This window comes from Luteolibacter sp. LG18, assembly GCF_036322585.1.
Classification (GTDB): Bacteria; Verrucomicrobiota; Verrucomicrobiia; order Verrucomicrobiales; family Akkermansiaceae; genus Luteolibacter.
The window spans coordinates 239,561-264,366 of sequence record NZ_AP024600.1 but is presented as its reverse complement, the minus strand read 5'-3'; the positions used below and the strand labels follow the sequence as shown (position 1 = coordinate 264,366).

The window sequence follows — 24,806 nt, the reverse complement described above, 5'->3', positions numbered from 1 at the left end:
GATGGGTTACATGGTCATGCCGCCATCGACCGCCAGCACCTGGCCGGTGATGTAGCGGGCGGCCGGGCTGGCGAGGAAGAGCACCGCGGCGGAGATGTCATCGGTCTTGCCGAAATCACCGAGCGGGATCTTCTTGAGCACTTCGGCGCGGACGGCTTCCGGCAGCTCGTCGGTCATGTCGGTGGTGATGAAGCCGGGGGCGATCGCGTTGCAGGTCACCTTGCGGCCGGAGAGCTCACGGGCCACCGCCTTGGTGTAGCCGATCAGGCCGGCCTTCGAGGCGGAGTAGTTCGCCTGGCCGGCGTTGCCGATCAGGCCGATCACGGAGGCGATGTTGATGATGCGGGCGTCCTCCGCCTTCATCAGCACGCGCATGAAGCCCTTCACGGTGTTGAAGGCGCCCTTGAGGTTGGTGTCGAGCACGGTGTCCCAGTCCTCTTCCTTCATGCGCATCAGCAGGCCGTCGCGGGTGACGCCGGCGTTGTTCACGAGGATGTTCACGGTGCCGAGCTCGTCGCCGATCTTCTTGGCGAGTTCCTGCACGGCGGCGTGGTCGGCCACGTCCACGGCGTAGGCGGTGGCGGAGCCGGGATAGAGGGCGTTGATCTCCTCGGCGGCCTTCGAGCAGCTCGACTCGCTGCGGCTCACGACGGCGACCTTCGCGCCCTCGGCGGCGAGGGCCTTGGCGATTTCCTGGCCGATGCCGCGTCCGGCGCCGGTCACCACGGCCGTTTTGTTGGCAAAGCGTTGCATGTGTGGCGCGGAGCGTGGGGCGGGGGAGCCGGGGTGCCAAGATCAAAGCGGAGGGCTCTCGGCCAGATGAGAAAGGTCCGCTTCCACGATGGCGAATATCATTGAATGACCGGATGGTTCATTCAGTCACAATAGGAGCATGACCCGTCGTTTCCAACTCCTGTCTCTTGTCGTCCTGTTTGGGGCGTGTGCCAGCTTCCCTGTCCTCCTGCATGGTGAACCGGAGCCCGCGAAGCCAGCGGAAGCTTCCAAGCCGAAGGAGACGCGGAAAGTCACCATGAAACTCGTGGCTTTGGGCGACGGCGCGACCACGGCCACGGTGACCGTCCCGGCGGCGGTGGAGAACATGAATGCAGGGGAACGCTTTTACTCCCTGGCGACCTTGGTTTCGACAGATCACCGGCGAATGCTGGTGGAACTCAATGCGTGGTCCGGGGAGGATGCCAGCCTCTGCGTGAGTGTTTCAGACCCGGATTCCCGGCCACTGGCCAGAGGCGCTGACGGCAACGGGTTGACGATCGGAGGACCGGTGACCTTGTTCTCGGTGAAGCTCCACTACACCGGGCCGGGCGAATACGAAATCTACCGGAATCAGAACGAGCGCATGGTGGTGGCGATCCAGTGATCCCGCCGCCGATGCGCGCTTTCCATCCGGCGGGCATCGGTTAGAGTGCCGCCGATGTTGTGCCCGTTCTGCCGATCCCCGCTCGCCGCCGGTGCGCCGGAGTGTCCGGCGTGCCGGGTGACCTTCCCGCGGGCTTCCGCCCTGCTGGGGGCTTTGCCGCGGTTGTCCACCGGGATCTCCGATGGCGGCCGGTTGCTGTCCTCCGCCGAGCTGGGAAAGGTGAAACGGGCGATCGACACGCTGGAGCGGAAGTTCCCGCAGGTCACGGTCCAGGTGGTGATCCACACGTTTCCTCCGGAGCATCCCTTCGGGCTTCACGCGTTCTGGGTTTTCAATGCGGCGTCGTTTGCCGGTGACAGCCATCGTGGGGCGGAAAACCACACCATCCTGCTGATGATCGATCCGGGTCGGATCGAGGGTTCGCTGATGGTGGGCTACGGGCTGGAGCCCTACGTGACTCATGAGGCGCTTGATCACCTCCTTGAACTGGCGGGCCCGGCGTGGGCCTTGCAACGCTGGGGGGACGGTATTCTCACGGTGATCAGCGGACTGGACCGGCTGCTGGAAGGCTCCGCCACGCCCGATGATTCGGCCGTGGGCGGCGAGTTTTGAGGCTCACGGTGACTGGGTCTTGCCCCAAGCGGTGGCTTTGTCCGGCTCCTTGAGGGTCCACGCCGCCACCAGCGTGCGGGTCGCCGCGCTTTTCATCGTGCCAGCGGGGAATTGCTCCACCCAGGCGGCGGCTTTCTCCGGATCCTGGAGGGCCCAGCGCTGGACGAGGCTGACGACCGTATCCGATTGCGCCTGTCCCGCTGGCATCTCGGTCACTGCCAAGGCCGCGGCTGCCGCGGGATCCTTCTCCGCCATGGTGATCGCGATACCCGAGATCACCTGGGCCTTGAGAGGGGAATCTTCCAACTTCCGAGCCCATTCGGTGGCGGCGGCGGGATCGTCGTGGGCCCAGCCCGCCGCGGAGATGTTGATCAGGATATCCCGCTTCGGATTGGCGTCCTCGGCTGGGAGCTCCTTGAGGAGCCGCAGGGCGTCCGAGGGATGTTCGGCCGTCCGGTCCTCGATCAAGGCCCCCAGGGCAAAGGCGCGGCCGGCCTCGTCCGGGATGGCGCGGGCCCATTTCTCCGCCTCCCCGACGTCCGCGGCGGCGGAGACCCGGATGACCGTTTGGATCGCATCCTCCCGCATCGTTCCATCGCGCGCGGTGGCAGCCCACTCCGAGGCGGCTTTCAGGTTCTTCTCGGCCCAACGTGCCAGGATCCGGTTGTCGAGCTCGGCCACCAGGTTGGAGGCCAGGTCGTCCTCATCGAAAGCCATGAGGTAGGAGAGGATGGCGGGCGCGTCGGCCAGATCCACCGCGTCGGCGGCTGCCTGGAGGCGCCTGTCGCGCTCGTTCTCGTTGGTGAGGGCGAAGATTTCGGCCAAGGCTGCTTTCAACGAAGGCCCCCAGGCCTTTCCGGCGGGAGGCTCGGGAATGCGGGTCCCGGGAGGCACCGCTTCCACATCCGCGACCGGCCGGGGGCGGGAGGGAGACGAGGTGGTCCGAGTGGGGGAAGCGGAGTCCACATCTCCGTCGGTTGTGCCGGGATCCTTGTTCGCATGGAACCACATGGCCGTGGCGGCCCCGACCAGCAGCACGGCGGTCCCGATCAGGATGCGGCGGGAGGGCCGGTTGGTCTGAGGCACAGGGGGATGTTGCCGCGAAGACACCAGCGGTCATTGAACACCCGATCCCCGCCGGGTGGAAGGAAGAAACAAGTCTCGCGGCTCAAATGTCCGAAATTGTGGGACATGTTACGTTTTGGGGAATGTAAGCAAAAGTGATACTTATTGGTTTGCTTACATATCTTATTGTTGTCAAACAAGTTGACATTCTTTTCCCGAAGTCATATACAGGCCATCCCCCAACAAAGGAGAAAACAATGAACAAATCCCAGTCTTGTGTTTTCCGCGCGGCCTGTGCGGCTGCATTTCTGGCTGCTCCGCTCGCGCGGGGCGGCAACGTGAATGCCTATCTGGACGGTGGTGACCTCGTGATTTGCGGCACCAGCTCCGCGGACAACGTCGGAGTGCGGCAGATCGGGCCTTCCACCTGGCGGGTATCCAGCCTGGCCGGCTCCACGAAAATCAACGGCAGCAGCTATCAGGATTTCGATCCTGTCTACTGCGGCATCCGCATCGACATGAAGGGCGGCAATGACGGCCTCGTGGTCCAGGACGGCATCATCCCGAAATCACTGTGCATTTACATGGGTTCCGGGAACGACAATGTCGCGCTGAACAACCTCACCATCGGTGGGTATTCCATCGTTGCGGAGGGTCTGCAGAGCGAGGAGGTCAGCAGTTCCGGCGGGTATCTCCGCTTGAAGGGTGACGACGGCAACGACTCGCTCTGGGTGAACAATTTGGTCGTGTTGTACAACGCCTATTGGTCTCCCAATACCGTTGACTCCGATCTGCTGACCACCAAGGCGCAGACCAGCGGCGGCTCGTCCAGCAAGTGGTCGACCATCGCGGGCTGCTCCGGGAACGACCGCATCGTCGTCCAGAACTTCCAAGTCAAGAAACTGGAAGTCACCGGCGGCAGCGGCAAGGATGACGTGGCCGTGCAAGTCGGATCGCTGCCCAACTTCGGGTGCGAGCGGTTCTGCATCGACACGGGTTCCGATACCGACCAGCTCAAGCTCAACATGGCCTTCGCTGAAAAGCTGATGGTCGAAGTCGGGCCCGGCAAGAGCGACAAGGTCAACGTCGTCGGCACCTTCGCCGATTGCGCTGAATTCGAGGATTGCGGCACCAATGGCTTCATCACCGGGGCCGCCAGCTCCTTCAATTCGCTCTGGATCGATTCGAACTTCACCCACGTGAGCGGCACCTTCATCACCTACTGATGGGCATCACATTCCGCCCTTGGAGATCCGGATTATCATAACTGGATGAATTGGGTCTCCGGGGTGTGCAAGACAGGGGGCGCGCCGCGCATCATGTGTGGCGCGGTTCCCTTTTGCATATCTTGGTCCCGGCGTCAGCCGAAGGCGCGGAGGAAGCCGACCTCCAGGGCAAGCTGCTCCTGCGCGTTGGTGTCCAGCGAGCGGCGGAGGGTCTCCAGGGCGTCCATCCGTTTGAGCAGGCGTTCTTCCGTCTCGTTTCCCGCCACGCGCTGGAGGGCGGCGCTGGAGTCCGGGAAATCGAGGCCGCCGGATCCGGCCTTCACCCGCAGCACGTCGGCCATCCAGGCCGTGAGCACGTCGAAGAGGCGGCCGCGGGCTTCCAGATACTCGGATTCCGCCGCGGCTTTGTGGAATTCCTCGCGGCGCTTCAGCCAGTCGCCTTCCGTGACCTGCTTGTAAGCCTGTTCCTCCTCCTTGAGGGCGGCTTCGGCGGCGGCGTTGGCCGTTTCACGGCGTTGTTCAAGGAGGGAACCGAAGATCGCCTTGATGGTCAGGGCCACGCGGGGGCTGCCGAGGCCATTGGCGGTGGCCTTGTCCAGGGCGCCGACGAGCTCATGGCCGCCTTCGGCCTCCAGTCCGACCCCGCCGAGCAGAGGGAGGCGGACACAGCGGGAGAGGATCGTGGGCAGCAGGGCCTGTGGATTGGAGGTCAGCAGCAGCAGCAGGGTGCGGTCCGGCGGTTCCTCGAGGGTCTTTAAGAAGGCATTGGAGGCTTCCACGCCCATCCGGTCCGCCTCGGCAACCACGCCGACCTTCCATTTCCCCTCCGGGGCGGTCAGCCGGAGCGGGCGCTCCAGGTCGCGGATCGCGTCCACGGCGATGCGGCGGGATTTCATGCGCGGGCGCAGGATGTGCACCCACTGGCCCTCCAGATCGTCCAGCGGCGGGGTCTCCACGGCCACGGCTTCGCCGAAAAGATCGAAGCCGCCGCCGGACTGCTCCGCGCCGTTCACGAGCTGGATGATGCGGGCAGTGAGGGCTTCCTTGCCACTGCCACGGGCCCCGCTGATCAGGAAGGCATGCGCCAGCCGCCCGCGTTTGTGGGCTGCTTCCACCAATTGATATGCGTGATCCGCCGAGTATGCCATTCCGGGCGGATGCTGGCCCGCCGCTGCCGGTCCGGTCAACACTTGGCGCTTGGCAGGGCGGGGGACCGGTTGCACGGTCCCGCCATGAATCCCGTGTTCGCACCCCGTGGAAACAAGGTCGAGATCGAGGAGGGCGCCGCTTTCGCCCCGAAATTCGACGCCGATGGACTGATCGCCGCCATGGCCATCGACTTCGTCACCCGTGAGCCGCTGATGCTCGCCTATATGAACGAGGAATCCCTCCGCCGGACCTTGGAAATCGGCGAGGCCGTCTATTGGTCCCGCTCCAGGAAGGAATTCTGGCACAAGGGCGCGACTTCCGGGCACGTCCAGAAAATCGTCGAGATCCGCACCGATTGCGACCAGGACGCGCTGGTGCTGGTGGTCGAGCAGGTGGGGGCTGGAGCCTGCCACACCGGCCGCGGCTCCTGTTTCTATCGCCGGGTGGTAAAGGGCGCGGATGGGGCCGCGGCCCTTGAATTCACGGGCGGCGGACGCACCTTCGACCCCGGTGCCGTGTACGGAAAAGCCTGATCCAGTGAATTTCGCGGTTGCAATCCCGGGAAAGATCCACTAGCTCTCCCGCCCCCGCGTGGCACCGTCTGGTTCCCAGGCCGCCTCGGAGGACCAATTTCCAGCGAAGGAGGACCCATGGACATCATCAAGAAAATCGAGCAAGAGCAGTTGAAGCAGGACGTCGCCGAGTTCCACGTCGGTGATTCCGTGAAGGTCCACACCCGCGTCGTCGAAGGCGGCAAGGAGCGCGTCCAGATCTTCGCCGGTCTCGTCATCGCCAAGCGCGGCACCGGCGTGAACGCCTCGTTCACCGTCCGCAAGATCTCCTACGGTGAAGGCGTCGAGCGCGTCTTCCCGCTGCACACCCCGCGCATCTCCAAGATCGAAGTGGCCTCCAAGGGTAAGGTCCGCCGTGCCAAGCTGCACTACCTCCGCGGTCGTGTCGGCAAGCGCGCCCTCTTGGTGAAGTCCGCCGACCAGGCCTGAGCCTTTTCCTGATTTTCGCGAATGCCCCTCCGGTTCTCCGGCGGGGCATTTTGCTTTTCACGGGGTGCCGCGTGTTTCCGCTTTTCGGCGGTGCGGGCCCGCGTCACGTTCCGCGCGTGCGAGTGCCTGTTTACATCGTGTTGCTGCTGGTTGTGGCCGTGGTTGGGCTCGTGTGGTGGCAGGGGACTCTGACTTACGATTTCACCACGCCTCCCACCGAGGCGAAGCTGGCCCAGGTCCGCGCCGAGGCAGCCCGGGATTTCTCGCCCGCCTCGCCCCAGGATGCCCCGAAGCGGGCCGCGGTCGACGGGCAGGCCCCGAATGACGAGGGGGCCGCGGAGGCTCCGAAGGAGCCGGAAATTGACCTCGGGAACATCGAGACCGCCCCGGGGTTGGAAGCCTATGCCGTGGACTCCCCGAAAGGGTCCGACCACCTGGTGAAACTGGCTACCGCGCTCGAGGCCAAGGGCGCTTTCCAACGCGCCCTGCTGGCGTGGGAACGGGTGCTCGACCACGGCTCGACGGATCCCGTGAACTACGCCGCCGCGCTCGCGTCCGTGAAACGCCTGCGCCCGACCCTGCCCGCTTGGAACATCGATCCTGAGGGGGCGATTCCAGTGGTGATCCACGCCGGCACGGGCCCTGCCACCGCAACGGCCCTGAAGCCGGAGCTGGAAGCCGCCGCCCGCGAGATCGGGGCCGCGTCCGAAGGGATTCTGGCCGTCACGGTGGACATCGCAGTGGGCAAGAAGTCCCCGAATCCCACCGGTCCCGCTCCCGTGGCCCTGTGGCTCTCCGGCTCAGCGAAGGAAGCCCCCGCCACGGATGCCCTGTCCTTCACGGTCGACAATCCCGCCAACCTGCGGAAGCAGGTCCTTTCCACCATCTACAGCCTGGTGGGCGGCCAGCTCAAACGGAAGACCGCCTACGTGGCGCTGCCGGAGCTTTCAGAGGACGAGAACCCGGCGGATGCCCTCCATCACCGGGTGACCCGCCTCTGCTGGCGGGAACTCGGTGCGGGGCTCAATCTGACGCCGCCACCACCCCCGGCTCCTGCTCCGCCCGCCCGCGAGGCGGCCCAACCCGCTCCGCGCTCGAATCGCAGCGGCGCCAACAAGCCCTCCACGCCCCAGCCGCCCCGCGCGACTCCGGCCGCGCCGCGTGCCAACCCGGCACCGACGACCGCGCCGAACCGTCGGCAGGGGCGCTGATCCAGAGACGAAATCCGGCTTCCGGGGTTTTCTCAATAGACCACCGGAAGATTCGCGGCTTTGACAAGCCGTCTTCGCCGTTTGAATTTCGCTGCCATGGGATTGTTCCGGACATCGCTCGTCGCCTTCATTCTGCCTGTCGTGGCAGTGGCGCAGGAGCCAGCGCCGGAGAAAGCTCCTGTCACGGAGGCGGATGGGGACAAGGACAAGCCCGCCATTGAGAAGCTGGATGGCACCCGCCTGCGCCTCGGCGAGATCACCTTCGACAGCAAGACCCGCGAGATCCGTTTCCCCGCCAGGGTCAACATGACCGAGGGGCTGCTCGAATACCTCATCGTCCACGAGAAGGGGAAGGTGCACGAATCGCTCTTCGCCACGGCGGTGTCGCCGACCCGGTTGAACGTGGTCTTCACCCTGCTGCGTTACCAGCGGTCCCAGGAGCTCTACGCCACCGATGGCCCGGCGGAACACGAGGCCGGGACGAAGTTTCCGGACGTGCCCACAGAGGTGAAGGCCGGGGCCCGCGTGGACCTGAAGGTGGAGTGGGAGGATGCCGGGAAGACCCGCGCCGTGCCGGTGAACGAATGGATCGCCCACGCCGTGACCGAGAAGCAGATGCCGTCCGGTCCGTGGGTCTATGGCGGCTCGGAAATCTCCAACGGCCGCTACCACGCCGAGGCCACCGGCGACGTCGCCGCCATTTTTCTCAGCAGCAGCGCCATCCTCAACTACCCGGGCAAGGACAACAACGACGACGAGGCGTGGTTGCCCTTCCCCAAGCGCGTGCCGTCCGTCGGCACCAAGGTCACTCTCATCATCACTCCGCACGAAGGTTCCAAACCCAGCACCACCCCATGAAAGCCACCGTCGTTTTCTCGATCCTCGCCGCCGGCATCGCCGCCGCGGCCGATTCGTCCGACCGCTACACGTCCGTCCAGCAGGAGATCAAGCAGGCCATCGCCCGCGGCAATGCCTGGCTCAAGACCCAGCAGAAGGAGGACGGCCACTGGGATGACGAGGGGCTTCCGGCCCTCACCGCGCTGGCCCTCACCGCCGCCACCCGCGATCCGAACGTGGACGTCAAGAAGCAGGTGCCCGACCACCTCGCCAAGGGCTACGACTGGCTGGTGAAGCAGCAGAAGGAGGACGGCGGCATCTACAACCGCGGCCTGTCCACCTATAACACCGCCACCTCCATCACCGCCTTGGTCGCGCTCGGCAAGGACGGCTACGAGCCCGCCATCGTGAAGGCCCGCAAGCACCTCATCGGCCAGCAGTGGGACACCGGCGAGAAGGGCAAGACCGACAATCCCAACGATGGCGGCGTGGGCTACGGCGCGGGCACCAACAAGGACCACGACGACCTTTCCAACACCTGGCTCGCCATCGAGGCGATCTCACTGTCCGCCAACGTGGTGGCCGATGGCAAGCACGGCGACCAGCCGGACCTCGATTGGAAGGCCGCACAGACCTTCCTCTCCCGCTGCCAGAACCTCTCCTCCGTCAACGACCAGCCGTGGGTGTCCGAGGACGACAAGAACAAGGGCGGTTTCGTTTACAGCCCCACCGGCTCCAAGGCCGAGGACATCCTCCCGGATGGCAAGAAGGCGCTGCGTTCCTACGGCTCCATGTCCTACGCCGGCCTGCTCTCGATGATCTACGCCAAGGTCGGTGCCGACGATCCGCGCGTGAAGGCGGTGAAGGAGTGGCTGGGCAAGAACTACACCGTTTCCGAGAACCCCGGCCTCGGCACCAGCGGCCAGTATTACTACTACCAGACGATGACCAAGGCGCTCAGCGCCGCCAACCTCTCCACGCTCAAGCTCGCCGATGGCAAGGAAGCCGACTGGCGCAAGGATGTGGCGGACAAGCTCCTCTCGCTCCAGCAGGGCGACGGCTCGTGGAAGAACACCGATGGCAAGTGGATGGAGAGCAATCCGGTGCTGGTCACCGCCTACTCGATCCTCGCGCTGGAGCAGGTGTACTACGCGATCCCGAACAAGTGATGGATGATTCGCCCCGGCATGTGATCGTTCTTTCCCGATGAATTGCCCGGAATGTCAGCGCCCTGTCTATAGCCGCCAGCATGGCACCTGCGGCTATTGCGGGGCGCCGCTTCCGCCGGAAATGAGGCTGTCTCCGGAGGAGAAGGCAGCGCTCCAATCCGAGATGGAAGCGATCAAGGCCCGGATGGCGGTTGCCCGGGAAAGAGAGCAGGAAGAGGCCGAAGAGCGCGCCAAGCGCCACAGGGACTCACATTGGGGTGGCTTTTGAGTCCGCCATTCGCGACGGCGGGGCGTGCGTCACCTTTTCGCCTTCGGCGTCTTCAGGAATTTCTCCACCTCCGCCAGCGGGCGGGTGTTGAGGACGTCCTCTTTCGAGAGCCAACCCTTCCGCGCCAGGCGGATGCCGAAGTGGAGGAACTGGAGGTGGTCGGTGGCATGGGCGTCCGGGTTGATCGAGCACAGCACGCCCTTGTCCTTCGCCCGCTTCCACCAGCGCCAGTCCATGTCGAGGCGCATCGGGTTGCAGTTCAGCTCGATGATGGTGCGGGTCTCGGCGGCGCAGTCGATGATCTTCGCGTGGTTCACCGCGTAGCCGTCGCGCTTCAGCAGCAGGCGGCCGGTGAGGTGGCCCAGCATGGTGACGTGCTCGTTCTCCATCGCGCGGCAGATGCGCTCCGTCATCTCGTCCTCGGAAAGGGTGAAGACGTTGTGGACCGAAGCCACGGTGAAATCGAGCTGGGAGAGCATCGCGTCGTCGAAGTCCAGCGTGCCGTCCTTGAGGATGTCCACCTCGGAGCCGGCGAAGATCCGGAAGTTGGTGAAGGTCTTGTTCAGCTCGTGGATCGCGGCGATCTGGGCGGTGAGGCGTTCCTCGTCGAGGCCGCGCGCCTGGAAGGAGGACTTCGAGTGGTCGGAGATGCCCAGATACTGGAGTCCTAGTTCCTGGGCGGCCTCCGCCATTTCCTCCAGCGTGTCGCCGCCGTCGGAGGCGTTGGTGTGGTTGTGGAAAGTGCCGCGCAGGTTGGAGAGCTCCACCAGCCGTGGCAGGTCGCCTGTTTCCGCGGCCTCGATCTCGCCGCGGTTCTCGCGCAGCTCGGGCGAGATGTAGCGCAGGCCGAGCGCCTTGTAGAGGCCCGGTTCGTCGTGGACTTCCGGCGGCGGGGCCGCGCCCTCCACCGGGGTGAGCGCGTATTCGTTCAGCGACCAGCCGTACTTCAGCGCCCGCTGTCGGATCGCCACGTTGTGCTCCTTCGAGCCGGTGAAATACATCAGCGCGAACGGGAACTCGGCGTTGGAAACGGCCCGCAGGTCGCACTGGATGCCGTTGTCCAGACGCACGGAGGTCTTGGTCTCGCCCTGGGCGATCACCGACTTCACGATCGGGAAGGTGGTGAAGTAGCGGCACAGCTCGGCGGGTTCCTTGGTGGCGACGAGGAAGTCGAGATCATGCACCGTTTCCTTGGCCCGGCGGAACGAACCGCACACGGCGACCTGCGATACGGCCGGATGATCGCGGAGGGCATCCAGGATGTCGTCCACCAGCGAGGTCACGGTGCCGAGACGGAAGGTGTCGGCGAAGGTTTCGCGCTGCTGGAGCGCCTCCAGGATCTTCGTCTGGGTCTTCGCGCCGAAGCCGGGCAGGCCCGCCACCTTGTCGGCCTCGCAGGCGGCTTTCAGGTCCGCGATGGAGCCGACGCCGAGGGTGTCGAACAGCGCCTTGATCTTCTTCGGCCCCAGCCCGGAGACGTCGAAGAGCTCGAACAAGCCTTCGGGAAACTCCGCGCGCAGGTTCTTGTGGAACTGGAGCTCGCCGGTGGTCGCCAGCTCGTGGAGCTTGTCGCGCAGCGCGTCACCGAGACCCTTGATGCCATCCAGTTCGTTCGCGGCGGCCAGCGCCACGATGTCGCCGTCGTAGCCGCGCACCACTTCCGCGCCCTGCCGGTAGGCACGGACCTTGAACGGGTTCTCGCCCTTCAGTTCGAGGAGCTGGGCGATTTCTTCGAGGACTTCGGCAAGGGTGTCGCGGGTCATGACGGCCTCGAATGAACCGCATGGAGGTGCGGTCGGCTAGGCCGAATCGGTATTCAAACGTTGCCGGGGGTAGTGGCTGGGAGCAGGGACATTCTTGTCCCGTTCTTGAAAGCCACCCAGCTTGCTGGCAAATATTCAGGAAACGGGACAGGAATGTCCCTGCTCCCAGCCATTTCCCGCCCGGCCTCAGTCGTTCCCCAGCCGGTCCACGAACTCGTCCAGCAGCGCCTTCAGGCGGGCTTCGGGTGCGATCACGGCGGGCTTGTCGAAGCCGATCCAGATCACCGTCGCGCCTTTCGGGCCGAGTCGCAGGGTCCAGGCCTCGCGCTCCGAGCCGGTGGCCCCGGTGAAACAGAGCGTGCCGGAGCGCGGTTTGAGCACTGACTTCGCCTCGGCGGCGGCGTTCGGAGAAAGGGCCTGCGCCTCCTCGGGACGGGCGGTGTAAACGATCTCACCCGCCGCGTTGCGGATCTCGCGGATCATGTAGGGGCGCGGCCGGCTGCCCTTGTTGCCCAGCGTCGAGAGGCCGATCGCCATTTCCATCGGCGTGGCGGATACCGAGCCGCGGAACAGGTCCTCGGTGTCGAGGAAGGGACCGGAGATGCCGCAGCGCTTGGCGATCTTCTGGACCTCCGCCGGACCCACCTGCCTACCGGTCTGGACGGGCTTTCCGGGCAGCACCAGCTTGCCACGCTGGGCCGCCGCCGCGGCCACGAAGGGCTCGAACGCGGAGCCGAGGTCGCGGCGGACCTTGGTGAAATCGTAGCGGGTGTCCTTGAAATCCCGTCCGCCGATGTAGGCGAGGATCGCGCCGGTTTTGAACTCGATGGTGATCGCCGCGTATTGGAGGTAGTCGACCGGGTCACCGTCCTTGTGGGAGGCGTGCGTCGGCTTCTGCCACGACTTTTCGTTCTCCAGTGATTCCACCGCGCGCGCCAATTCGGTTTCCAGACGCGTCTGCCAGGCGAGATCGATGTAGGTGCGGATTTGGAGCCCACCGAGGCGGATGTCCGATTCATCGAGGATCGTGTCCAGCTCGCGGCGCAGCGTCTGCATCGCGTAGGAGCGCTGGACCTCGCGGTCGTCGTCCTTCACCAGCCGCACCGGGGTGGCCATGATCCGGGCCTTGTCGGCGTCGGTGATGAACTTCATCGCGATCATGCGGTCGAGCACCTCGTTGCGCTGGGCCTCTGCGGCGGGGAGGTTCCGGAAAGGGGAGAAGATGTGCGGTCCGCGGATGATGCCCACGATCATCGCGCACTCGCCCTCGTTGAGGTCGCGCACGGAGCGGCCGAAGTAGGTGCGCGCCGCTTCCTCCACGCCATGGCAGCCCGCGCCAAAGTAGATGCGGTTCAGGTAGCCGGTGAGAATCTCGTCCTTGGAATAGCGGCCCTCGATGCGGAGCGTCAGCGCGATTTCAAGGAACTTGCGGTGCAGCGACTTCGCTCGGATCTCGAAGGTGTTGCGGGCGAGCTGCATGGTCAGCGTCGAGGCGCCCTGCGTGAAATCGCGGTCCTTGAGATTCCGGATCGTCGCGCGCAGCAGCCCGCGCACGTCGACGCCGGAGTGCTCGAAGAACCGCGCGTCCTCGCGGGCCTGCAGCGCCTTCACCATGAAGTCCGGCAGGTCCGCGCGGGTGATCAGTCGGCGGTTGTTGCCGGCCGCGGCGTCCATCTCCTTGTCGTTGCGGTCGTAGATGATGTTCGCGGCGGGCAGCCGGTTGACCTCGTTGAGGTCGAACTTCATCGCCAGGCAGAAATAGAAGAACGCGATCCCTGCCACGATCACCAGCCCGAACACGCCGAGCTTGAACGCCCACTTCACCGGGCCATGCAGCCACACCGGCAGCCACCGCAGCAGGCGGGGTGGAGCGTCGAGTGGTCGCCAAGTGGACATAGCAGGAAGACTCCAGAATCAAGAATCCAGAAACCAGAGAAGAGGAATTTCGAAATGAAAATGCCGGAGAAGGGAGGGTGGTTTGACGCTCACTCTTCCACCGGCTCGGCGCGAAGCGGTGCGTTGGGTTCCTCGACCGGCACCGCGCGGGGTGGATGGCCTGGCGAGGAGGGAGGAGCCACCGGGCGCGCGCGCGGTGTGGCGCTTTCGGGCACCACGTCCTCATCCACCGGGATCGCCTTGGCCGGATGGATCGGGCAGAGGTCGTTCGGATCGAAGGTGTCGGCGGGCACGTCGTGGTCGTCGTAGGCCGTGCCCGCGGCCTCGCAGCCCGCGGTGGCACGCTTGCCGGACTGGCGGCACAGGCGGGCGTTGATCGATTTCGAGCCGGGGCTGAATTCGCCCGCCTTGTAGCCGAGTCGGTCCGCCGTCTTCATCATCTCCACCCACACCGGCAGTGCCAGCGTCGCGCCGTAGCCGCCCTGCATGGTCTTCACCGGGGTGTCGAAACCGACCCACACCGCGCAGGTCAGGCTGGAGGTGTAGCCCGCGAACCACGCGTCCTTGAAGTCGTTCGTCGTGCCGGTCTTGCCCGCGCACGGCTTGTCGAAGCCCAGTTTTCTCACCGCCGCCGCAGTGCCATGGGTGGCCACCTCGCGCAGGATCTTGGAAACCGCCCACGCCGAGCCGGGCTTGGCCGCCGGGTAGGCGAGCTGGGGCGTGGTGTAGAGCACGTTGCCCGCCTGGTCCCGGATCTCACGGATCAGGTAGGGACGGAAGCGTTCGCCATTGTTCGGGAAGATGGTGTAGGCCGAGGCAACCCGCCACGGCGTCGATTCCCACGCACCGAGGTAGGACGTCGGCTTTTCCGGGATCTTCTCGCCGAAGCCCGCGGTCCTTGCCACGTTCTTCACCCGCTCCATCCCGGCGTAGTTGCCCACGCGCAGTGACATCGTGTTGCGGGAGCGGATCAGGCCGTATTCCGCCTCGTGATTGCCGGTGTAGGTGCCGTCCGAGTTCTTCGGGTGCCAGTTCGAGGGGGCACCCGCGATCTCGCCCGGGGAGATCGGGTCGTCGCTGATGCTGGTGCTCGGACGCAGGCCGCGGTCGAAGGCCGCGAGGTAGACGAAGGGCTTGAAGATCGAGCCGATCTGGCGCTCCGCTTGTTGGGCGCGGTTGAAACGGGATTCGTTCGCATCGCGGCCACCGACCACCGCCAGCACCGCACCGCCGTGGTTCTCGATCACCACCGCCGCGCCTTGGATGTAGGTTGGTTCGTCGCGCTTGTCCTCCGGCTTTTTCTGCCAGGCGGTGCGGGTGACGTGGCCGTAGCCGGACGCCCGCTCGAGGTCCTTCAGACGCTTGTCGAGCGCCTCCTCGCCGCGCTGCTGGATGCGGTTGTCGATGGTCGTGGAAATCGTGAGCCCGCCCAGCTCGATGTTCTCCTTTTCCAAGATCAGCTCCAGGTCGTGGCGGATGGCATCCATCGCGTAGGATTCCTGGAACTTCCGCCGCCACTCCGGCCGGATCTCGATCGGTTCGGTCTTTGCGGCGTCCGCTTCCGGCTGGGTGATGACCTTGGCGGCCACCATGCGGTCCAGCGTGGTGTCGCGCTCGCGCTTGGCGCTTTCAAGGCTCTTGAAGGGATTGTAGGCGTCCGGGCCGCGCACGATGCCCGCGAGCATCGCGGATTCCGGCAGGTTGAGCTGCGAGGCGTGCTTTTCGAAATACACGCGGGAGGCCTCCTCGATGCCTCGGATCTGGCGGCCCCAGTTGATCGAGTTCAGGTAGGCCTGGAGGATGTCGTCCTTCGACATCGTCGACTCGATGCGGATGCCGATGGCGATCTCGAGGAACTTGCGATCGATCTGGCTGACGGTGTTCTTCGATTCGCCCTGCTTCAGCTTGAAGACGTCGGACGCGAGCTGCTGGGTGAGCGTCGAGGCACCCTCCTTTTTGCCGGCGAGGTTCTTGGTGAACGCGCGGACGATGCCGATCGGGTCGACCGCTCCGTGCTGGTAGAAGCGCTCGTCCTCGCGGGCGAGGATCGCCTTACGGAAGGTTTCCGAGACTTGGGAAAGGGGGATCACGTCCCGTTTCTCACCGTGGATGCGGCCGATCTCCTCGCCGTTCCGGTCATAGACGATCGAGCGCTCCGGCAGGGCGTGGATCTTCGCCAGATCGTAGCGGCTGGCGCGTGCCCCGTAGACGATCCCGAGCACCAGCAGCACGTAGAGGCCCGCCACGCAGGGGTAGCCGAAAAAGCGCAGCAGCGGCCGCAGCGGCGAGCCGAGCGGACTGGTTACCGCCCGGAACAGGTGGAATGGCCAGAAAAACAGCAGCGAGACGAAGGTGGTCCCACCCTCCGATCGATCCTCGTCCCGGCGCGGGCGGTTTTTGGGCGGAATGGTGTCTGGCTGGGCGCTTTTCGGCATCGCTGGGCGGACCGTAGCGTGCTCTATTGTCCGCCGCCACCCCGTATTGATGAAGAACCCATGAAGAGGAAACCGCAGACGAACGGCCGTCCCGGCGGCGCTATGCCCCCTGGAATGATGAAAACGCATGCGTTTTTTGCAGCCGTCGCCGCCGTGGTGGTGGCCTGGTCTCCGGCCGTCCCGCTGTGGGCCCGGGAGCCGGTCAAATCGGTGGCCGATCTCAAACACATCGAAACCGAGGTGGCCGCCGTGGCCGCGAAGGTGATGCCTGCCACCGTGGCGCTGGTGTCCGAGCAGACCGGCTCCTCCGGCTCCGGCATCGTGACCTCCGCCGATGGCTTGATCCTGACCGCCGCCCACGTGGTGCAAGGCGTGGATGAACTGCTGGTGGTGTTTCCGAATGGCAAGCAGATCAACGGCCGGGTGTTGGGCGCGAACTACTCCAAGGACATCGCCATGGTGAAAATCGACCAAGCGGGGCCGTGGCCGTTCGTCGAGCGCGGGAATTCCAAGACTCTAGGGGCCGGGGACTGGCTGGTCGCGATGGGGCATTCCGCCGGGTTCGACCCGAACCGCACCCCTCCGGTCCGTTTCGGCCGGGTGATTTCCAAGGGCCCGGGTAATTTCTTCACCAGCGATTGCACCCTGATCGGCGGGGACTCCGGTGGCCCGATTTTCGACCTCCAGGGCCGGATCGTGGGCATCAACTCGTCCATCGGCGAATCCAAGCGGAACAACAACCACGCGGGGATCGACGGTTTCAAGGATGACTGGGACCGCCTCGTGGCCGGGGACAACTGGGGCGAGCTCTCGATGAACCCCTTTGCCAACCCCGAGGCCCCGGTGCTGGGCATCGGCATGGGTCGTGAAACCGGCAAGACCGGTGCGGGCGTGCCGGTCGAGCGGGTGACTCCGCGTTCTCCCGCCGCCGGTGCCGGTGTGCGCATCGGCGACCTGCTGGTGTCCATTGATGGCGGCAAGGTCAGCAGCGGCCGTGAGCTCCAGCTCGTGCTCGCGAAGAAGCAGCCCGGCGACAAGATCAAGCTCGGCCTCCTGCGCGACCAGACGAAGCTCGATCTGGAGGTCACCCTCGTGAAACGGGATGCCCTCTACGACAAGCGATCGATCAGCGGCCTCGGCAACGACCCCTCTCTCTTCGACGGCAAGCGGGACGTTCCCTTGCTCCTGCCCGAGGAAAACGAGGCCATCACCAGCCAATACGCCGACCTCTACTCGGTGGGCGAGTCGGTGGCCGAGGCCAAGAGCGCCTCGACCGTGCTGGTGTATGCCGGTAGCGCCCAGGTGGCCTACGGCACTGTCATCGGCAGCGGCAAGGAAGTGCTGACCAAGTGGAGCGAGATCGCCAAGAAGCGCGGTGCCCTGCAGGTGATGGACTACAAGGGCACCCAGCACGGTGCCACGATCACCGGGGTCCATGAAAACGAGGATATCGCGGTCCTGTCCATCGATGGCGACGTGCTGACGCCTGTGAAATGGTCCGACAAGGCCGCGCCTTCCCTGGGCACCTTCGTGGTGGCCACCCGTCGTGACGGCAAGGCCGGTGGCATCGGGGTGGTGAGCGTGCTTTCCCGCTCCCTGCGCGAATCCGACCAAGCCTATCTGGGCGTCAACGGCGATGTCGCCTACGCCGGTCCGGGCGTGAAGGTGGGGGGCGTGGAGCCCCAGACCGGAGCCGCCAGCGCCGGACTGAAAGAAGGGGATATCATCCTGAAGGTGGAGAATCGCGCGATCTCCGGTCTGATGGAATTGCGCAACTCGCTGCTCGATAAGAACCCGGGTGAGAAGGTCACCATGAAGGTGTCTCGCGGCGGCGCCACGCTTGATCTCGAGGTGCTGCTGGGCAACCGCCCGCGTCTTCCGCAGTTCACCAATCCCCGCCTGCGCCAAATGGAGCAGATGGGCGGTGCGATCAGCCGCGTGCGCGACATGTTCCCGAACGTGGTGCAGTCCGACCTCCAGTTGAAGCCGCAGCAGTGCGGTGGCCCGGTGGTGGACCTCGATGGCAATGTCGTCGGCTTGACCATCGCCCAGGCCGACCGCACCCGCAGCTTCTTCATCCCGGCCGGGGAAATCGTGGCGATGCTCAAGCGCTCGCCGGTCGATTCCGCCGTGGCCCGCGTGGGCAATCCGCCCGCCGAACTGCCGAACCAGATGGCACGCTGGGGCGGTCAGAAGCCGCGGATCATTCCCGCTCCCGATCCGGAGCGCATTGGCCGCGCCCGCCGCAACGTGCGGGACATGGACCGGCTGATCGAGCGTCTCCACGAGGAAATGGACGCCGTGGGCGAGGAGCGGTGACCGGACTGAGGGGAACTACGAGTCTTTCCGGGTTCCCCTTGCCTGATTGCCGATCCCTGCGACTTTCAAGCCCCGCCGCCGCTCCGGTGGCGGGGCTTTTTCTTTTTGTCGCATGGATGCAGGAAACGACGGATTGGATGGATCGGAACCGCGTGTCCTGTCCGAGAAATGGCTCCTGTTGCTGCTCGCCGCGGTGCAGTTCACCCACATCATGGATTTCATGGTGATGATGCCGCTGGGGCCGCAGCTCCAACGGGAGCTCAGTGTCACTCCGCAGCAGTTCGGCAGCTTCATTTCGTCCTTCGCGATCACCGCCGGGGTGGTGGGTCTGTTGACCGCGCCTTTCATCGATCGGTTCGACCGCCGGAAGCTGCTGCTGTTCTGCTACGCCGGATTTGTCGTCGGCACGCTGGCCTGCGGTCTTTCGACTACCTCGGGCATGCTGCTGGTGGCCCGTGCGATCTGCGGGGCCTTTGGCGGCGTGAGCGGTGCCGCGATCATGGCGATCGTCGCGGACGTGGTGCCGCCGGAACGCCGGGCTCGGGGCATGGGTATCATTATGACGGCTTTCTCGTTCGCCGCCGCGGCCGGGGTGCCGCTCGGCCTGAAGCTGGCCCAGTGGTGGCGCTGGGAGGCACCGTTCCTTGCCGTGGCCGCGCTGGGGGTGCTCGTCTGGATTTGTCTCTACCGGGTGCTGCCGCCGGTGCGTGGTCATCTCCAGGAGGGGAAGGTGCCTTCAGGAAAGGATTTCCTCACCTTGCTCGCGGACGGCAACGCGTGGATCGGCATCCTCTTGATGACGGCGATGGTCTTCGGGCACTTCACGATCATCCCCTACCTCTCGACCTACCTGGTGGGGAATGCCGGGATGCCGGAGCAGTACCTGTTCCTCGTCTATCTAACCGGCGGGCTGGTCACCATCTTCACCGGCCCGTGGGTCGGTCGGCTGGCGGACGTCCACGGTCGCTTCAAGATCTACTGCGTGCTGGTGGCCGGGGCCTCGATCGTCATCCGGTTGCTCACCAATTCGGGGCCGATTCCGATCTGGCACGTGCTGGTGCTGGCGGCGTTTTTCTTCACCTTCGCCAGCGGTCGCTTCATTCCCGGCCAGGCGGTGATTTCGCAAGCGGTGCCGTCCGTCCGCCGGGGGGCCTATATGAGCCTGATCGGCTGCGCCCGCGATCTCGCCTCCGGCCTCACCACCGCCATCGGCGGGATGGTGGTGGCGGAAGGTCCGGGAAAATCGCTGCTCCACTTCGACCGCCTCGGCCTCGCGGCCATCAGCGTGAGCATCCTCAGCCTGCTGGTGTTCCGGAAAATCCGGGCGGTGGCTTGAAGAGTTTGTTGGTTTTCAGTGTTCAGTTTTCAGGAAGATTCCGAGGACTCTTTCTCTTCCTGAAAACTTCAAACTGAACACTGACAAACTTTCAGAGGCACACGCGGCGGAACAGCTCGTCGAGCGGGAGCTGCATGCCGATGTAGAAGTCACCGAATTCCGCATAGCGGGCGGAAACCTCGTCGAAGCGCATTTCGTAAACGATCGCCTTGATGTCGATGGTGTCCTTCGCCAGCAGGGTGACGCCCCATTCGTATTCATCCAGGCCGGTCGAACCGGTGATGAGCTGGAGGATACGGCCGGAGTAGGTGCGGCCGACGCGGGCGTGGCCGGACATCAGTTCGGCGCGCTGCTTGAAATCGAGCGAGTACCAGTTGTCGTTGCCGCTGCGGCGCTTCGACATGGGATAGAAGCAGATCGCCGGCCAGTCCGGGAGCACCGGGTAGAGGCGGTGCTTCAGGTAGTGGGCCATGCGGTCGTCGAACTCCTTCAGCGCGGCCACGAATTCGGGCGAGCCTTCCGTCAGCCCCTTTTCCCCGATCAGGGTTTCGGCGGCATACTGCTCGCTGGTGGTGGTGTATTCCGAGCGCTCCGTCTGGGAGAGGTAGGAGTAGACCGGGGTGAGGATATCCGGGCCGAGCGAAAGCGTGAGCTGCTTCTCGTAGGCTGTGGCCACGTGCAGGTCCGGCGTGAGCAGCATGAAGCCGATGTCCGCCTTCGGGGTGGCCACCGCGAAGATCAGCAGATGGGTGTCCGGCGTGGCGCGGATCTCCTGGACCAGCTCGGTGAGCTTGGTTTTCGCGAGGCGCTTCTCGTCCTCGCCGAGCAGGGACCACGCGGAGTGGTCCACATGGTAGAACAGGTGCATCACGTGCCAGCCTTCTTTCGGCACGAGCGGGGTCACAGGGGTATTGCTGGGCATGATCAGTGGCGGTCGTTTGAAATCGGGGTCTCCAGGAGCTTCTTGAAATCCTGGCGGGGCGAATCTGCGGAGGGAGCTTCGAAAAGCTCCAGCTTCCATGGCTTGGTCTGCCCGGTGCGGTAGGAGGCGTGGATCGCGGCGTCTTCGAGACCGGCGGTGGCAGGAAGTTCGATGGAGCCCCCGCTGGTGGACCGGGTCACGGCGTCGCCGATGGTTTCCCCGTTCTCGTTGCGGAAAAACGCGCGGATGGCGCAGGGGGGGGCCTCCAGGTCGACCTTCACCACCGGAATGAGCTTGGTGTCACGGCGGACGGTGTCTTTTCCGGCAACCGGCTCCCGCCAGAAGGATTCGAGTTTCTTCACCGTCACCAGGCTGCCTTTGACCGGGTAATCGGGGTAGTCCGCCGAGCTATCGTGGATCGGCAGGCGGTTGCGGGCCACGCCGAGCAGCACGAGGCCGCCGATCACGAGGACCGCGGCAAGCGCCACGAGCCCGATTTTTTCGATTCTGGAGAGGCCGAGGCGCTGCGGAAGCGAGTGGATATCCAGAGGTGCCTGTGGCGTGGGAGTTGGAGCGATTTCCTCCTCCTGTGCTTGGGCGGAGCCAAGCTCGGGTTCCGGTTCGGCGAAAGGGGGGGCGGCCGGTTCCTCGTTGGTCTCCGCCACCGGTTCCACGGTTTTTTCCGCTGCTGGCCGGGGCGAAGGTGCCACGCGGGGTTCGGAGGGCGGAAGGTCGTCATCCAACTCTCCCAGGTCGTCGGCTGGTTTCCGTTTCTGGTCGAAAAGAGTCGGGCCTTTGGTGGGAGCCGGAGGCGTGCGCTTGCTCGAAACCGCCTCGGAAGCCGGTGGCGCGGTGCGTGGTTCCGGCGTGAGGGACCGTGGGCGGGCCTTGGTGGCCGGTGGCAGCTCGGCCGGCTCTGGTTTGGCCGGGGAATCGAGGGCGTCGTCGAAGTCCCAGAGGTCCAGCTCGGACGAGTCCTTCGGGGCGCGGGCGGCTGGCGGACGTTGCCGGGGCGGCTGCGGTCCGTCTGGCGGTTCGGAAGAGGATTGGCTCATGGGCGCACGGCTTTGAGGTGTTTAGGGCCCGGCCCCGGGCTTGGCCAGTGCGAATGCCCGCCGCGCCCCCCGGAAAAATCGAATTGCAACCTGTCTCCGCCGGGGTCATCCAAGGCCCAGCAACCTCTCCCGTATTACATGGCCGATCGCGAAGACAAGAATGCCGAAAACGTCGCAGGAAAATTCTACGTCGATAGCCAGTGCATCGACTGTGACCTGTGCCGTGAGACGGCGCCGAAGAACTTCACCCGCGCCGATGACGAAGGTTACTCCTTCGTTTACAAGCAGCCGGAGACCGACGAGGAGCGCGAGCAGTGCGTCGAGGCCATGGAAGGCTGCCCGGTCGAGGCGATCGGCAACGACGGCGAGGACTGAATTATTCCGAGCCATGAGCGATGACCCCGCCCTGAAAAGGATCCGCGAGGCCATCTTGCGCGAATGGCGGGGGGCGGACGAGCCCTTTGACCTGGAGCGGCGGGTTTCCAAGCCCGACCGGTTCCTGAAGGCCATCCTGCACCAGGCAGGGGTGGCCGAAGGTCTCCAGGAGGACCAGGTCCGGTCCGCGTGGAAGGAGCTGGCGGGCGATTTCATCGCACGGCACACCGAACCGCTGTCCGTGAAGGGCGGACATCTGGTGCTGCGGGTCACCCAGCCGGCGATGCGTTTTCATCTGGAGCAGATGAAGCCGATGCTGCTGAAGCGGCTCCGCGAGGAGCTCGGGCCCGATCGAATCCTTTCCGTACGCTTCCAGATCGGCTGAACTCCCATCCGTCATGTTCCGAAACCTGATTTTCGATTGGTCCGGCACCCTCGTGGACGATCTCGGCCCCGTGCTGGAGGCCACCAACCTCGTGTTCGAGAGCTATGGCCGCGATCCGCTGGACCGCGACGCCTTCCGCCGCCACTTCCGTCTGCCCTACAGCGAGTTCTATCAGGAATTCCTGCCGGATGTGCCTCTGGATGAGCTGGAGAGCCGGTTCCGCCCCGCCTTCCATGGCTCGAAGGCTCCGGTGTTCGTGCTGCCCCACGCCCGTGAGAAGCTGGAATGGTGCGCCGCCCACGGCATCCGCTGCTTTGTCCTGAGCAGCATGCACCGTGAGGCCTTCCACCAGCAGCTCGAGGAATTCGGCCTGGAGCCCTTTTTCGAGGCGACCTACGCCGGGGTGGTGGACAAACGCGAAATGATCCATGAGATCCTCGCCACCCACAAACTCGATCCCGGTGAAACAGCCTTCGTGGGAGACATGACCCACGACATCGAGACCGCCCGCCACGGTGGCATTTCCTCGATCGCCGTGCTCACCGGCTACACCCATGCCGAGCCCCTTGCCGCGGTCCGCCCGGACCTCACCGTGCCGGACCTCGGTGTGCTGCGCTCCCTGCTCGGACGTGGCGCCGTGAAACCGCGGCCGATCGCCACGGTGGGAGCCCTGCTTCATGACGGCCATGGCCACGTGCTGATGGTCCGGACCCACAAGTGGGGCCACCGCTGGGGGATCCCCGGGGGCAAGATCCGCCGTGGTGAAACCTCGCTGGATGCCCTGCGCCGCGAGATCCGGGAGGAGACGGCCATCGAGCTGGATGGCATCGAGTTCGCGCTGGTTCAGGATTGCATCGATTCCACCGAGTTCGAGCGTCCCGAGCACTTTTTGCTCCTGAATTACGTCGCCCACGCCAAGTCGACGGCGGTCCGGCTCAACGACGAGGCGGAGGACTTCAAGTGGCTGTCTCCCGCGGACGCCCTCACGCTCGACCTGAACCACCCGACCCGCGTGCTGCTGGTGGAGGCGATGGAACGGGAGATGATCCCCGGCTCCTGAGGCCCAGGCTTTCCGACATGAGCGATACCATCGAGATCCGAAAACTCCGCGTCACCACCCACATCGGCGTGCCGGACGAGGAGCGCGCCGCACCCCAGGTGGTGCTGCTCACCATTCTGATGACGCCCCGGACCGCCTTTGCCGATCTCGCCGATGACATCGAGCGGACCGTGGACTACTACGCGGTTTCCCTGGAGCTGGAAGCCTTGGCCGCGGCGAAACCCCGCAAGCTCATCGAAACGCTGGCAGCGGACGTGGCGGATCATCTCCTCGAAAATCACCCGCTGCGCCGCGCGGACGTGCTGGTGGAAAAGTTCATCCTGCCGAACACCGAGTGCGTGGCCGTCCGGACCGTGCGTGAAAGGGCGGATTGACCGGGGAGGTAAATTGCATGCCGTGGACCGGCTGAGCGGTCTACGTTGCCCCCGTTCCTCATGACTGCATCCCGCTCCCTCCGCTGGCTCGCCGTTTGGCTCGCTCTCGCTGCTCCTGCCGTGGCGGAACCGCTGAGGGTGATGACCTTCAATCTGCGTTACATCAACCGGGGGGATCATTTTTCCCGGGCCTGGACCGCCCGGCGTGACCAGGTGGCGGAGATCATCCGGCGCGACCATCCGGATGTTCTCGGCGTCCAGGAAGCATTGCGTCCGATGTTGGATGACCTCGGCCAACGGCTGGATGGCTACGTCGAGATCGGCGTGGGGAGGGAGGATGGGCTGCAGAAGGGGGAATACTCCGCGCTGTTGGTGAGGGCGGACCGCTTCTCAATCCAGCAGACGGGGACTTTCTGGCTGTCCGATACCCCGGAAACGGTGAACTCGAAATCGTGGGGCAACACGGTGGTGCGGATCTGCACCTGGGCCCGCCTGTGGGACCGGAAAACCAGCCGGGTGATCCATTTCTACAACACCCACATGGACCATGAGTCCCAGCCCGCGCGGGAGAAGGGCATCGCCTTGATCCTGGATCGGATCGCGGCCCGGCAGCCCGCGGGGCCGTTTCTGCTCACCGGGGATTTGAATTCCGGCCAGGAAAACCCGGTGCAAGAGCTGATCCGGACCAGCGCCTCGCGGCCGCTGGACGTGTGGAAGACCGTTCACCCGGATGAATCCGCCTCCGTTTCCGGCACGATGCACGGCTTCACCGGCAAGACCGATGGCGGCCGGATCGACTACATCTATGCCAGCCCGGACCTGAAGCTGGTGGCCGCGGACATCCTTCACGATGCGAAGGATGGTGTCTGGCCCTCCGATCATTTCCCGGTGCGGGCCACCTTGGAAATCGAGCCTCAGCCGGGACAGGCTGAACCCCATTGAATGAAAAAACCCTCTCCCACGGCAGCCG

Annotated in this window: 23 protein-coding genes; 15 read left to right on the top strand and 8 right to left on the bottom strand. The window is 65.0% G+C overall.

Annotation, left to right across the window (positions count from 1 at the left end):
- Positions 1 to 6: 6 nt before the first annotated feature.
- Positions 7 to 753 (bottom strand): 3-oxoacyl-[acyl-carrier-protein] reductase, encoded by a 747-nt coding sequence (fabG, locus tag llg_RS01085; RefSeq protein WP_338287662.1) that lies wholly within the window; start codon positions 751 to 753, stop codon positions 7 to 9.
- A gap of 277 nt (positions 754 to 1,030) precedes the next feature.
- Here fabG and llg_RS01080 point away from each other — a divergent pair, with 277 nt between their 5' ends.
- Together llg_RS01080 and llg_RS01075 are read left to right on the top strand one after the other, a co-directional pair.
- Positions 1,031 to 1,378, top strand: a complete 348-nt coding sequence (locus llg_RS01080; protein ID WP_338287661.1) for a hypothetical protein — start codon at positions 1,031 to 1,033, stop codon at positions 1,376 to 1,378.
- 54 nt (positions 1,379 to 1,432) lie between these two features.
- Positions 1,433 to 1,990, top strand: coding sequence for a TPM domain-containing protein (locus tag llg_RS01075; RefSeq protein WP_338287660.1), 558 nt, complete (start codon positions 1,433 to 1,435; stop codon positions 1,988 to 1,990).
- Positions 1,991 to 1,993: 3 nt separating this feature from the next.
- On the opposite strand, the gene llg_RS01070 is transcribed toward llg_RS01075, so the two are convergent.
- The gene (locus llg_RS01070; protein WP_338287659.1) at positions 1,994 to 3,076 is read right to left on the bottom strand and encodes a hypothetical protein; all 1,083 of its coding nucleotides are present in this window, start codon (positions 3,074 to 3,076) and stop codon (positions 1,994 to 1,996) included.
- A 236-nt stretch (positions 3,077 to 3,312) separates the two neighbouring features.
- Between llg_RS01070 and llg_RS01065 the strand changes: the two genes are divergently transcribed.
- Positions 3,313 to 4,281, top strand: a complete 969-nt coding sequence (locus tag llg_RS01065) for a hypothetical protein (RefSeq protein ID WP_338287658.1) — start codon at positions 3,313 to 3,315, stop codon at positions 4,279 to 4,281.
- Positions 4,282 to 4,415: 134 nt separating this feature from the next.
- On the opposite strand, the gene llg_RS01060 is transcribed toward llg_RS01065, so the two are convergent.
- Entirely contained in the window at positions 4,416 to 5,429 is a 1,014-nt protein-coding gene (locus tag llg_RS01060) for a hypothetical protein (RefSeq protein WP_338287656.1), read from the bottom strand.
- An 84-nt stretch (positions 5,430 to 5,513) separates the two neighbouring features.
- Between llg_RS01060 and hisI the strand changes: the two genes are divergently transcribed.
- The 5 genes from hisI (at position 5,514) to llg_RS01035 (ending at position 9,648) form a co-directional block, all read left to right on the top strand.
- The gene (gene hisI / locus llg_RS01055; RefSeq protein ID WP_338287655.1) at positions 5,514 to 5,963 is read left to right on the top strand and encodes a phosphoribosyl-AMP cyclohydrolase; all 450 of its coding nucleotides are present in this window, start codon (positions 5,514 to 5,516) and stop codon (positions 5,961 to 5,963) included.
- Positions 5,964 to 6,080: 117 nt separating this feature from the next.
- Positions 6,081 to 6,431 (top strand): 50S ribosomal protein L19, encoded by a 351-nt coding sequence (gene rplS, locus llg_RS01050; protein WP_338287654.1) that lies wholly within the window; start codon positions 6,081 to 6,083, stop codon positions 6,429 to 6,431.
- 116 nt (positions 6,432 to 6,547) lie between these two features.
- A complete protein-coding gene (locus llg_RS01045) occupies positions 6,548 to 7,642 on the top strand; it encodes a hypothetical protein (protein ID WP_338287653.1) in 1,095 nt (364 codons plus the stop codon).
- 96 nt (positions 7,643 to 7,738) lie between these two features.
- Entirely contained in the window at positions 7,739 to 8,500 is a 762-nt protein-coding gene (locus llg_RS01040) for a YdjY domain-containing protein (protein ID WP_338287652.1), read from the top strand.
- Positions 8,497 to 9,648, top strand: coding sequence for a prenyltransferase/squalene oxidase repeat-containing protein (locus llg_RS01035; protein WP_338287651.1), 1,152 nt, complete (start codon positions 8,497 to 8,499; stop codon positions 9,646 to 9,648). Before llg_RS01040 ends, llg_RS01035 begins: the two co-directional genes overlap by 4 nt.
- Before the next feature lie 297 nt (positions 9,649 to 9,945).
- On the opposite strand, the gene polX is transcribed toward llg_RS01035, so the two are convergent.
- The 3 genes from polX to llg_RS01020 form a co-directional block, all read right to left on the bottom strand.
- Positions 9,946 to 11,679 (bottom strand): DNA polymerase/3'-5' exonuclease PolX, encoded by a 1,734-nt coding sequence (gene polX / locus llg_RS01030; protein ID WP_338287650.1) that lies wholly within the window; start codon positions 11,677 to 11,679, stop codon positions 9,946 to 9,948.
- Positions 11,680 to 11,865: 186 nt separating this feature from the next.
- The gene (locus tag llg_RS01025; protein WP_338287649.1) at positions 11,866 to 13,575 is read right to left on the bottom strand and encodes a transglycosylase domain-containing protein; all 1,710 of its coding nucleotides are present in this window, start codon (positions 13,573 to 13,575) and stop codon (positions 11,866 to 11,868) included.
- Positions 13,576 to 13,664: 89 nt separating this feature from the next.
- Positions 13,665 to 16,010, bottom strand: a complete 2,346-nt coding sequence (locus llg_RS01020) for a transglycosylase domain-containing protein (RefSeq protein WP_338287648.1) — start codon at positions 16,008 to 16,010, stop codon at positions 13,665 to 13,667.
- 114 nt (positions 16,011 to 16,124) lie between these two features.
- On the opposite strand from llg_RS01020, the gene llg_RS01015 reads away from it, so the two are divergent.
- Both llg_RS01015 and llg_RS01010 read left to right on the top strand, forming a co-directional pair.
- Positions 16,125 to 18,329, top strand: coding sequence for a trypsin-like peptidase domain-containing protein (locus llg_RS01015; RefSeq protein WP_338287647.1), 2,205 nt, complete (start codon positions 16,125 to 16,127; stop codon positions 18,327 to 18,329).
- Positions 18,330 to 18,441: 112 nt separating this feature from the next.
- Entirely contained in the window at positions 18,442 to 19,665 is a 1,224-nt protein-coding gene (locus tag llg_RS01010) for an MFS transporter (RefSeq protein ID WP_338287646.1), read from the top strand.
- 91 nt (positions 19,666 to 19,756) lie between these two features.
- Here llg_RS01010 and hemQ read toward each other — a convergent pair whose 3' ends face one another.
- Together hemQ and llg_RS01000 are read right to left on the bottom strand one after the other, a co-directional pair.
- Positions 19,757 to 20,587, bottom strand: coding sequence for a hydrogen peroxide-dependent heme synthase (gene hemQ, locus llg_RS01005; RefSeq protein WP_338287645.1), 831 nt, complete (start codon positions 20,585 to 20,587; stop codon positions 19,757 to 19,759).
- Positions 20,588 to 20,589: 2 nt separating this feature from the next.
- Positions 20,590 to 21,642 carry a hypothetical protein gene (locus llg_RS01000; RefSeq protein ID WP_338287644.1) on the bottom strand — a complete coding sequence of 351 codons (1,053 nt, stop codon included), beginning with the start codon at positions 21,640 to 21,642 and terminating at the stop codon, positions 20,590 to 20,592.
- A gap of 138 nt (positions 21,643 to 21,780) precedes the next feature.
- Here llg_RS01000 and llg_RS00995 point away from each other — a divergent pair, with 138 nt between their 5' ends.
- From llg_RS00995 to llg_RS00975, 5 genes are read left to right on the top strand one after another with little or no spacing between them, the layout of a single operon-like run.
- The gene (locus llg_RS00995; RefSeq protein ID WP_338287643.1) at positions 21,781 to 22,017 is read left to right on the top strand and encodes a ferredoxin; all 237 of its coding nucleotides are present in this window, start codon (positions 21,781 to 21,783) and stop codon (positions 22,015 to 22,017) included.
- A 13-nt stretch (positions 22,018 to 22,030) separates the two neighbouring features.
- Complete coding sequence (locus llg_RS00990; protein ID WP_338287642.1) at positions 22,031 to 22,402, top strand: DUF721 domain-containing protein; 372 nt, start codon at positions 22,031 to 22,033, stop codon at positions 22,400 to 22,402.
- A 13-nt stretch (positions 22,403 to 22,415) separates the two neighbouring features.
- Positions 22,416 to 23,462 carry an HAD hydrolase-like protein gene (locus llg_RS00985; protein ID WP_338287641.1) on the top strand — a complete coding sequence of 349 codons (1,047 nt, stop codon included), beginning with the start codon at positions 22,416 to 22,418 and terminating at the stop codon, positions 23,460 to 23,462.
- Positions 23,463 to 23,479: 17 nt separating this feature from the next.
- Entirely contained in the window at positions 23,480 to 23,836 is a 357-nt protein-coding gene (locus llg_RS00980) for a dihydroneopterin aldolase (RefSeq protein ID WP_338287640.1), read from the top strand.
- A gap of 60 nt (positions 23,837 to 23,896) precedes the next feature.
- Entirely contained in the window at positions 23,897 to 24,778 is an 882-nt protein-coding gene (locus llg_RS00975) for an endonuclease/exonuclease/phosphatase family protein (protein ID WP_338287639.1), read from the top strand.
- Positions 24,779 to 24,806: the final 28 nt, after the last annotated feature.

What these genes read in the sequence shown, in the direction of transcription:
- fabG (WP_338287662.1), bottom strand. Translation starts at nt 753, where the DNA reads ATGCAACGCTTTGCCAACAAAACGGCCGTGGTGACCGGCGCCGGACGC.
- llg_RS01080 (WP_338287661.1), top strand. Translation starts at nt 1,031, where the DNA reads ATGAAACTCGTGGCTTTGGGCGACGGCGCGACCACGGCCACGGTGACC.
- llg_RS01075 (WP_338287660.1), top strand. Translation starts at nt 1,433, where the DNA reads ATGTTGTGCCCGTTCTGCCGATCCCCGCTCGCCGCCGGTGCGCCGGAG.
- llg_RS01065 (WP_338287658.1), top strand. Translation starts at nt 3,313, where the DNA reads ATGAACAAATCCCAGTCTTGTGTTTTCCGCGCGGCCTGTGCGGCTGCA.
- llg_RS01060 (WP_338287656.1), bottom strand. Translation starts at nt 5,429, where the DNA reads ATGGCATACTCGGCGGATCACGCATATCAATTGGTGGAAGCAGCCCAC.
- hisI (WP_338287655.1), top strand. Translation starts at nt 5,514, where the DNA reads ATGAATCCCGTGTTCGCACCCCGTGGAAACAAGGTCGAGATCGAGGAG.
- rplS (WP_338287654.1), top strand. Translation starts at nt 6,081, where the DNA reads ATGGACATCATCAAGAAAATCGAGCAAGAGCAGTTGAAGCAGGACGTC.
- llg_RS01040 (WP_338287652.1), top strand. Translation starts at nt 7,739, where the DNA reads ATGGGATTGTTCCGGACATCGCTCGTCGCCTTCATTCTGCCTGTCGTG.
- llg_RS01035 (WP_338287651.1), top strand. Translation starts at nt 8,497, where the DNA reads ATGAAAGCCACCGTCGTTTTCTCGATCCTCGCCGCCGGCATCGCCGCC.
- polX (WP_338287650.1), bottom strand. Translation starts at nt 11,679, where the DNA reads ATGACCCGCGACACCCTTGCCGAAGTCCTCGAAGAAATCGCCCAGCTC.
- llg_RS01025 (WP_338287649.1), bottom strand. Translation starts at nt 13,575, where the DNA reads ATGTCCACTTGGCGACCACTCGACGCTCCACCCCGCCTGCTGCGGTGG.
- llg_RS01020 (WP_338287648.1), bottom strand. Translation starts at nt 16,010, where the DNA reads ATGCCGAAAAGCGCCCAGCCAGACACCATTCCGCCCAAAAACCGCCCG.
- llg_RS01015 (WP_338287647.1), top strand. Translation starts at nt 16,125, where the DNA reads ATGATGAAAACGCATGCGTTTTTTGCAGCCGTCGCCGCCGTGGTGGTG.
- llg_RS01010 (WP_338287646.1), top strand. Translation starts at nt 18,442, where the DNA reads ATGGATGCAGGAAACGACGGATTGGATGGATCGGAACCGCGTGTCCTG.
- hemQ (WP_338287645.1), bottom strand. Translation starts at nt 20,587, where the DNA reads ATGCCCAGCAATACCCCTGTGACCCCGCTCGTGCCGAAAGAAGGCTGG.
- llg_RS01000 (WP_338287644.1), bottom strand. Translation starts at nt 21,642, where the DNA reads ATGAGCCAATCCTCTTCCGAACCGCCAGACGGACCGCAGCCGCCCCGG.
- llg_RS00995 (WP_338287643.1), top strand. Translation starts at nt 21,781, where the DNA reads ATGGCCGATCGCGAAGACAAGAATGCCGAAAACGTCGCAGGAAAATTC.
- llg_RS00990 (WP_338287642.1), top strand. Translation starts at nt 22,031, where the DNA reads ATGAGCGATGACCCCGCCCTGAAAAGGATCCGCGAGGCCATCTTGCGC.
- llg_RS00985 (WP_338287641.1), top strand. Translation starts at nt 22,416, where the DNA reads ATGTTCCGAAACCTGATTTTCGATTGGTCCGGCACCCTCGTGGACGAT.
- llg_RS00980 (WP_338287640.1), top strand. Translation starts at nt 23,480, where the DNA reads ATGAGCGATACCATCGAGATCCGAAAACTCCGCGTCACCACCCACATC.
- llg_RS00975 (WP_338287639.1), top strand. Translation starts at nt 23,897, where the DNA reads ATGACTGCATCCCGCTCCCTCCGCTGGCTCGCCGTTTGGCTCGCTCTC.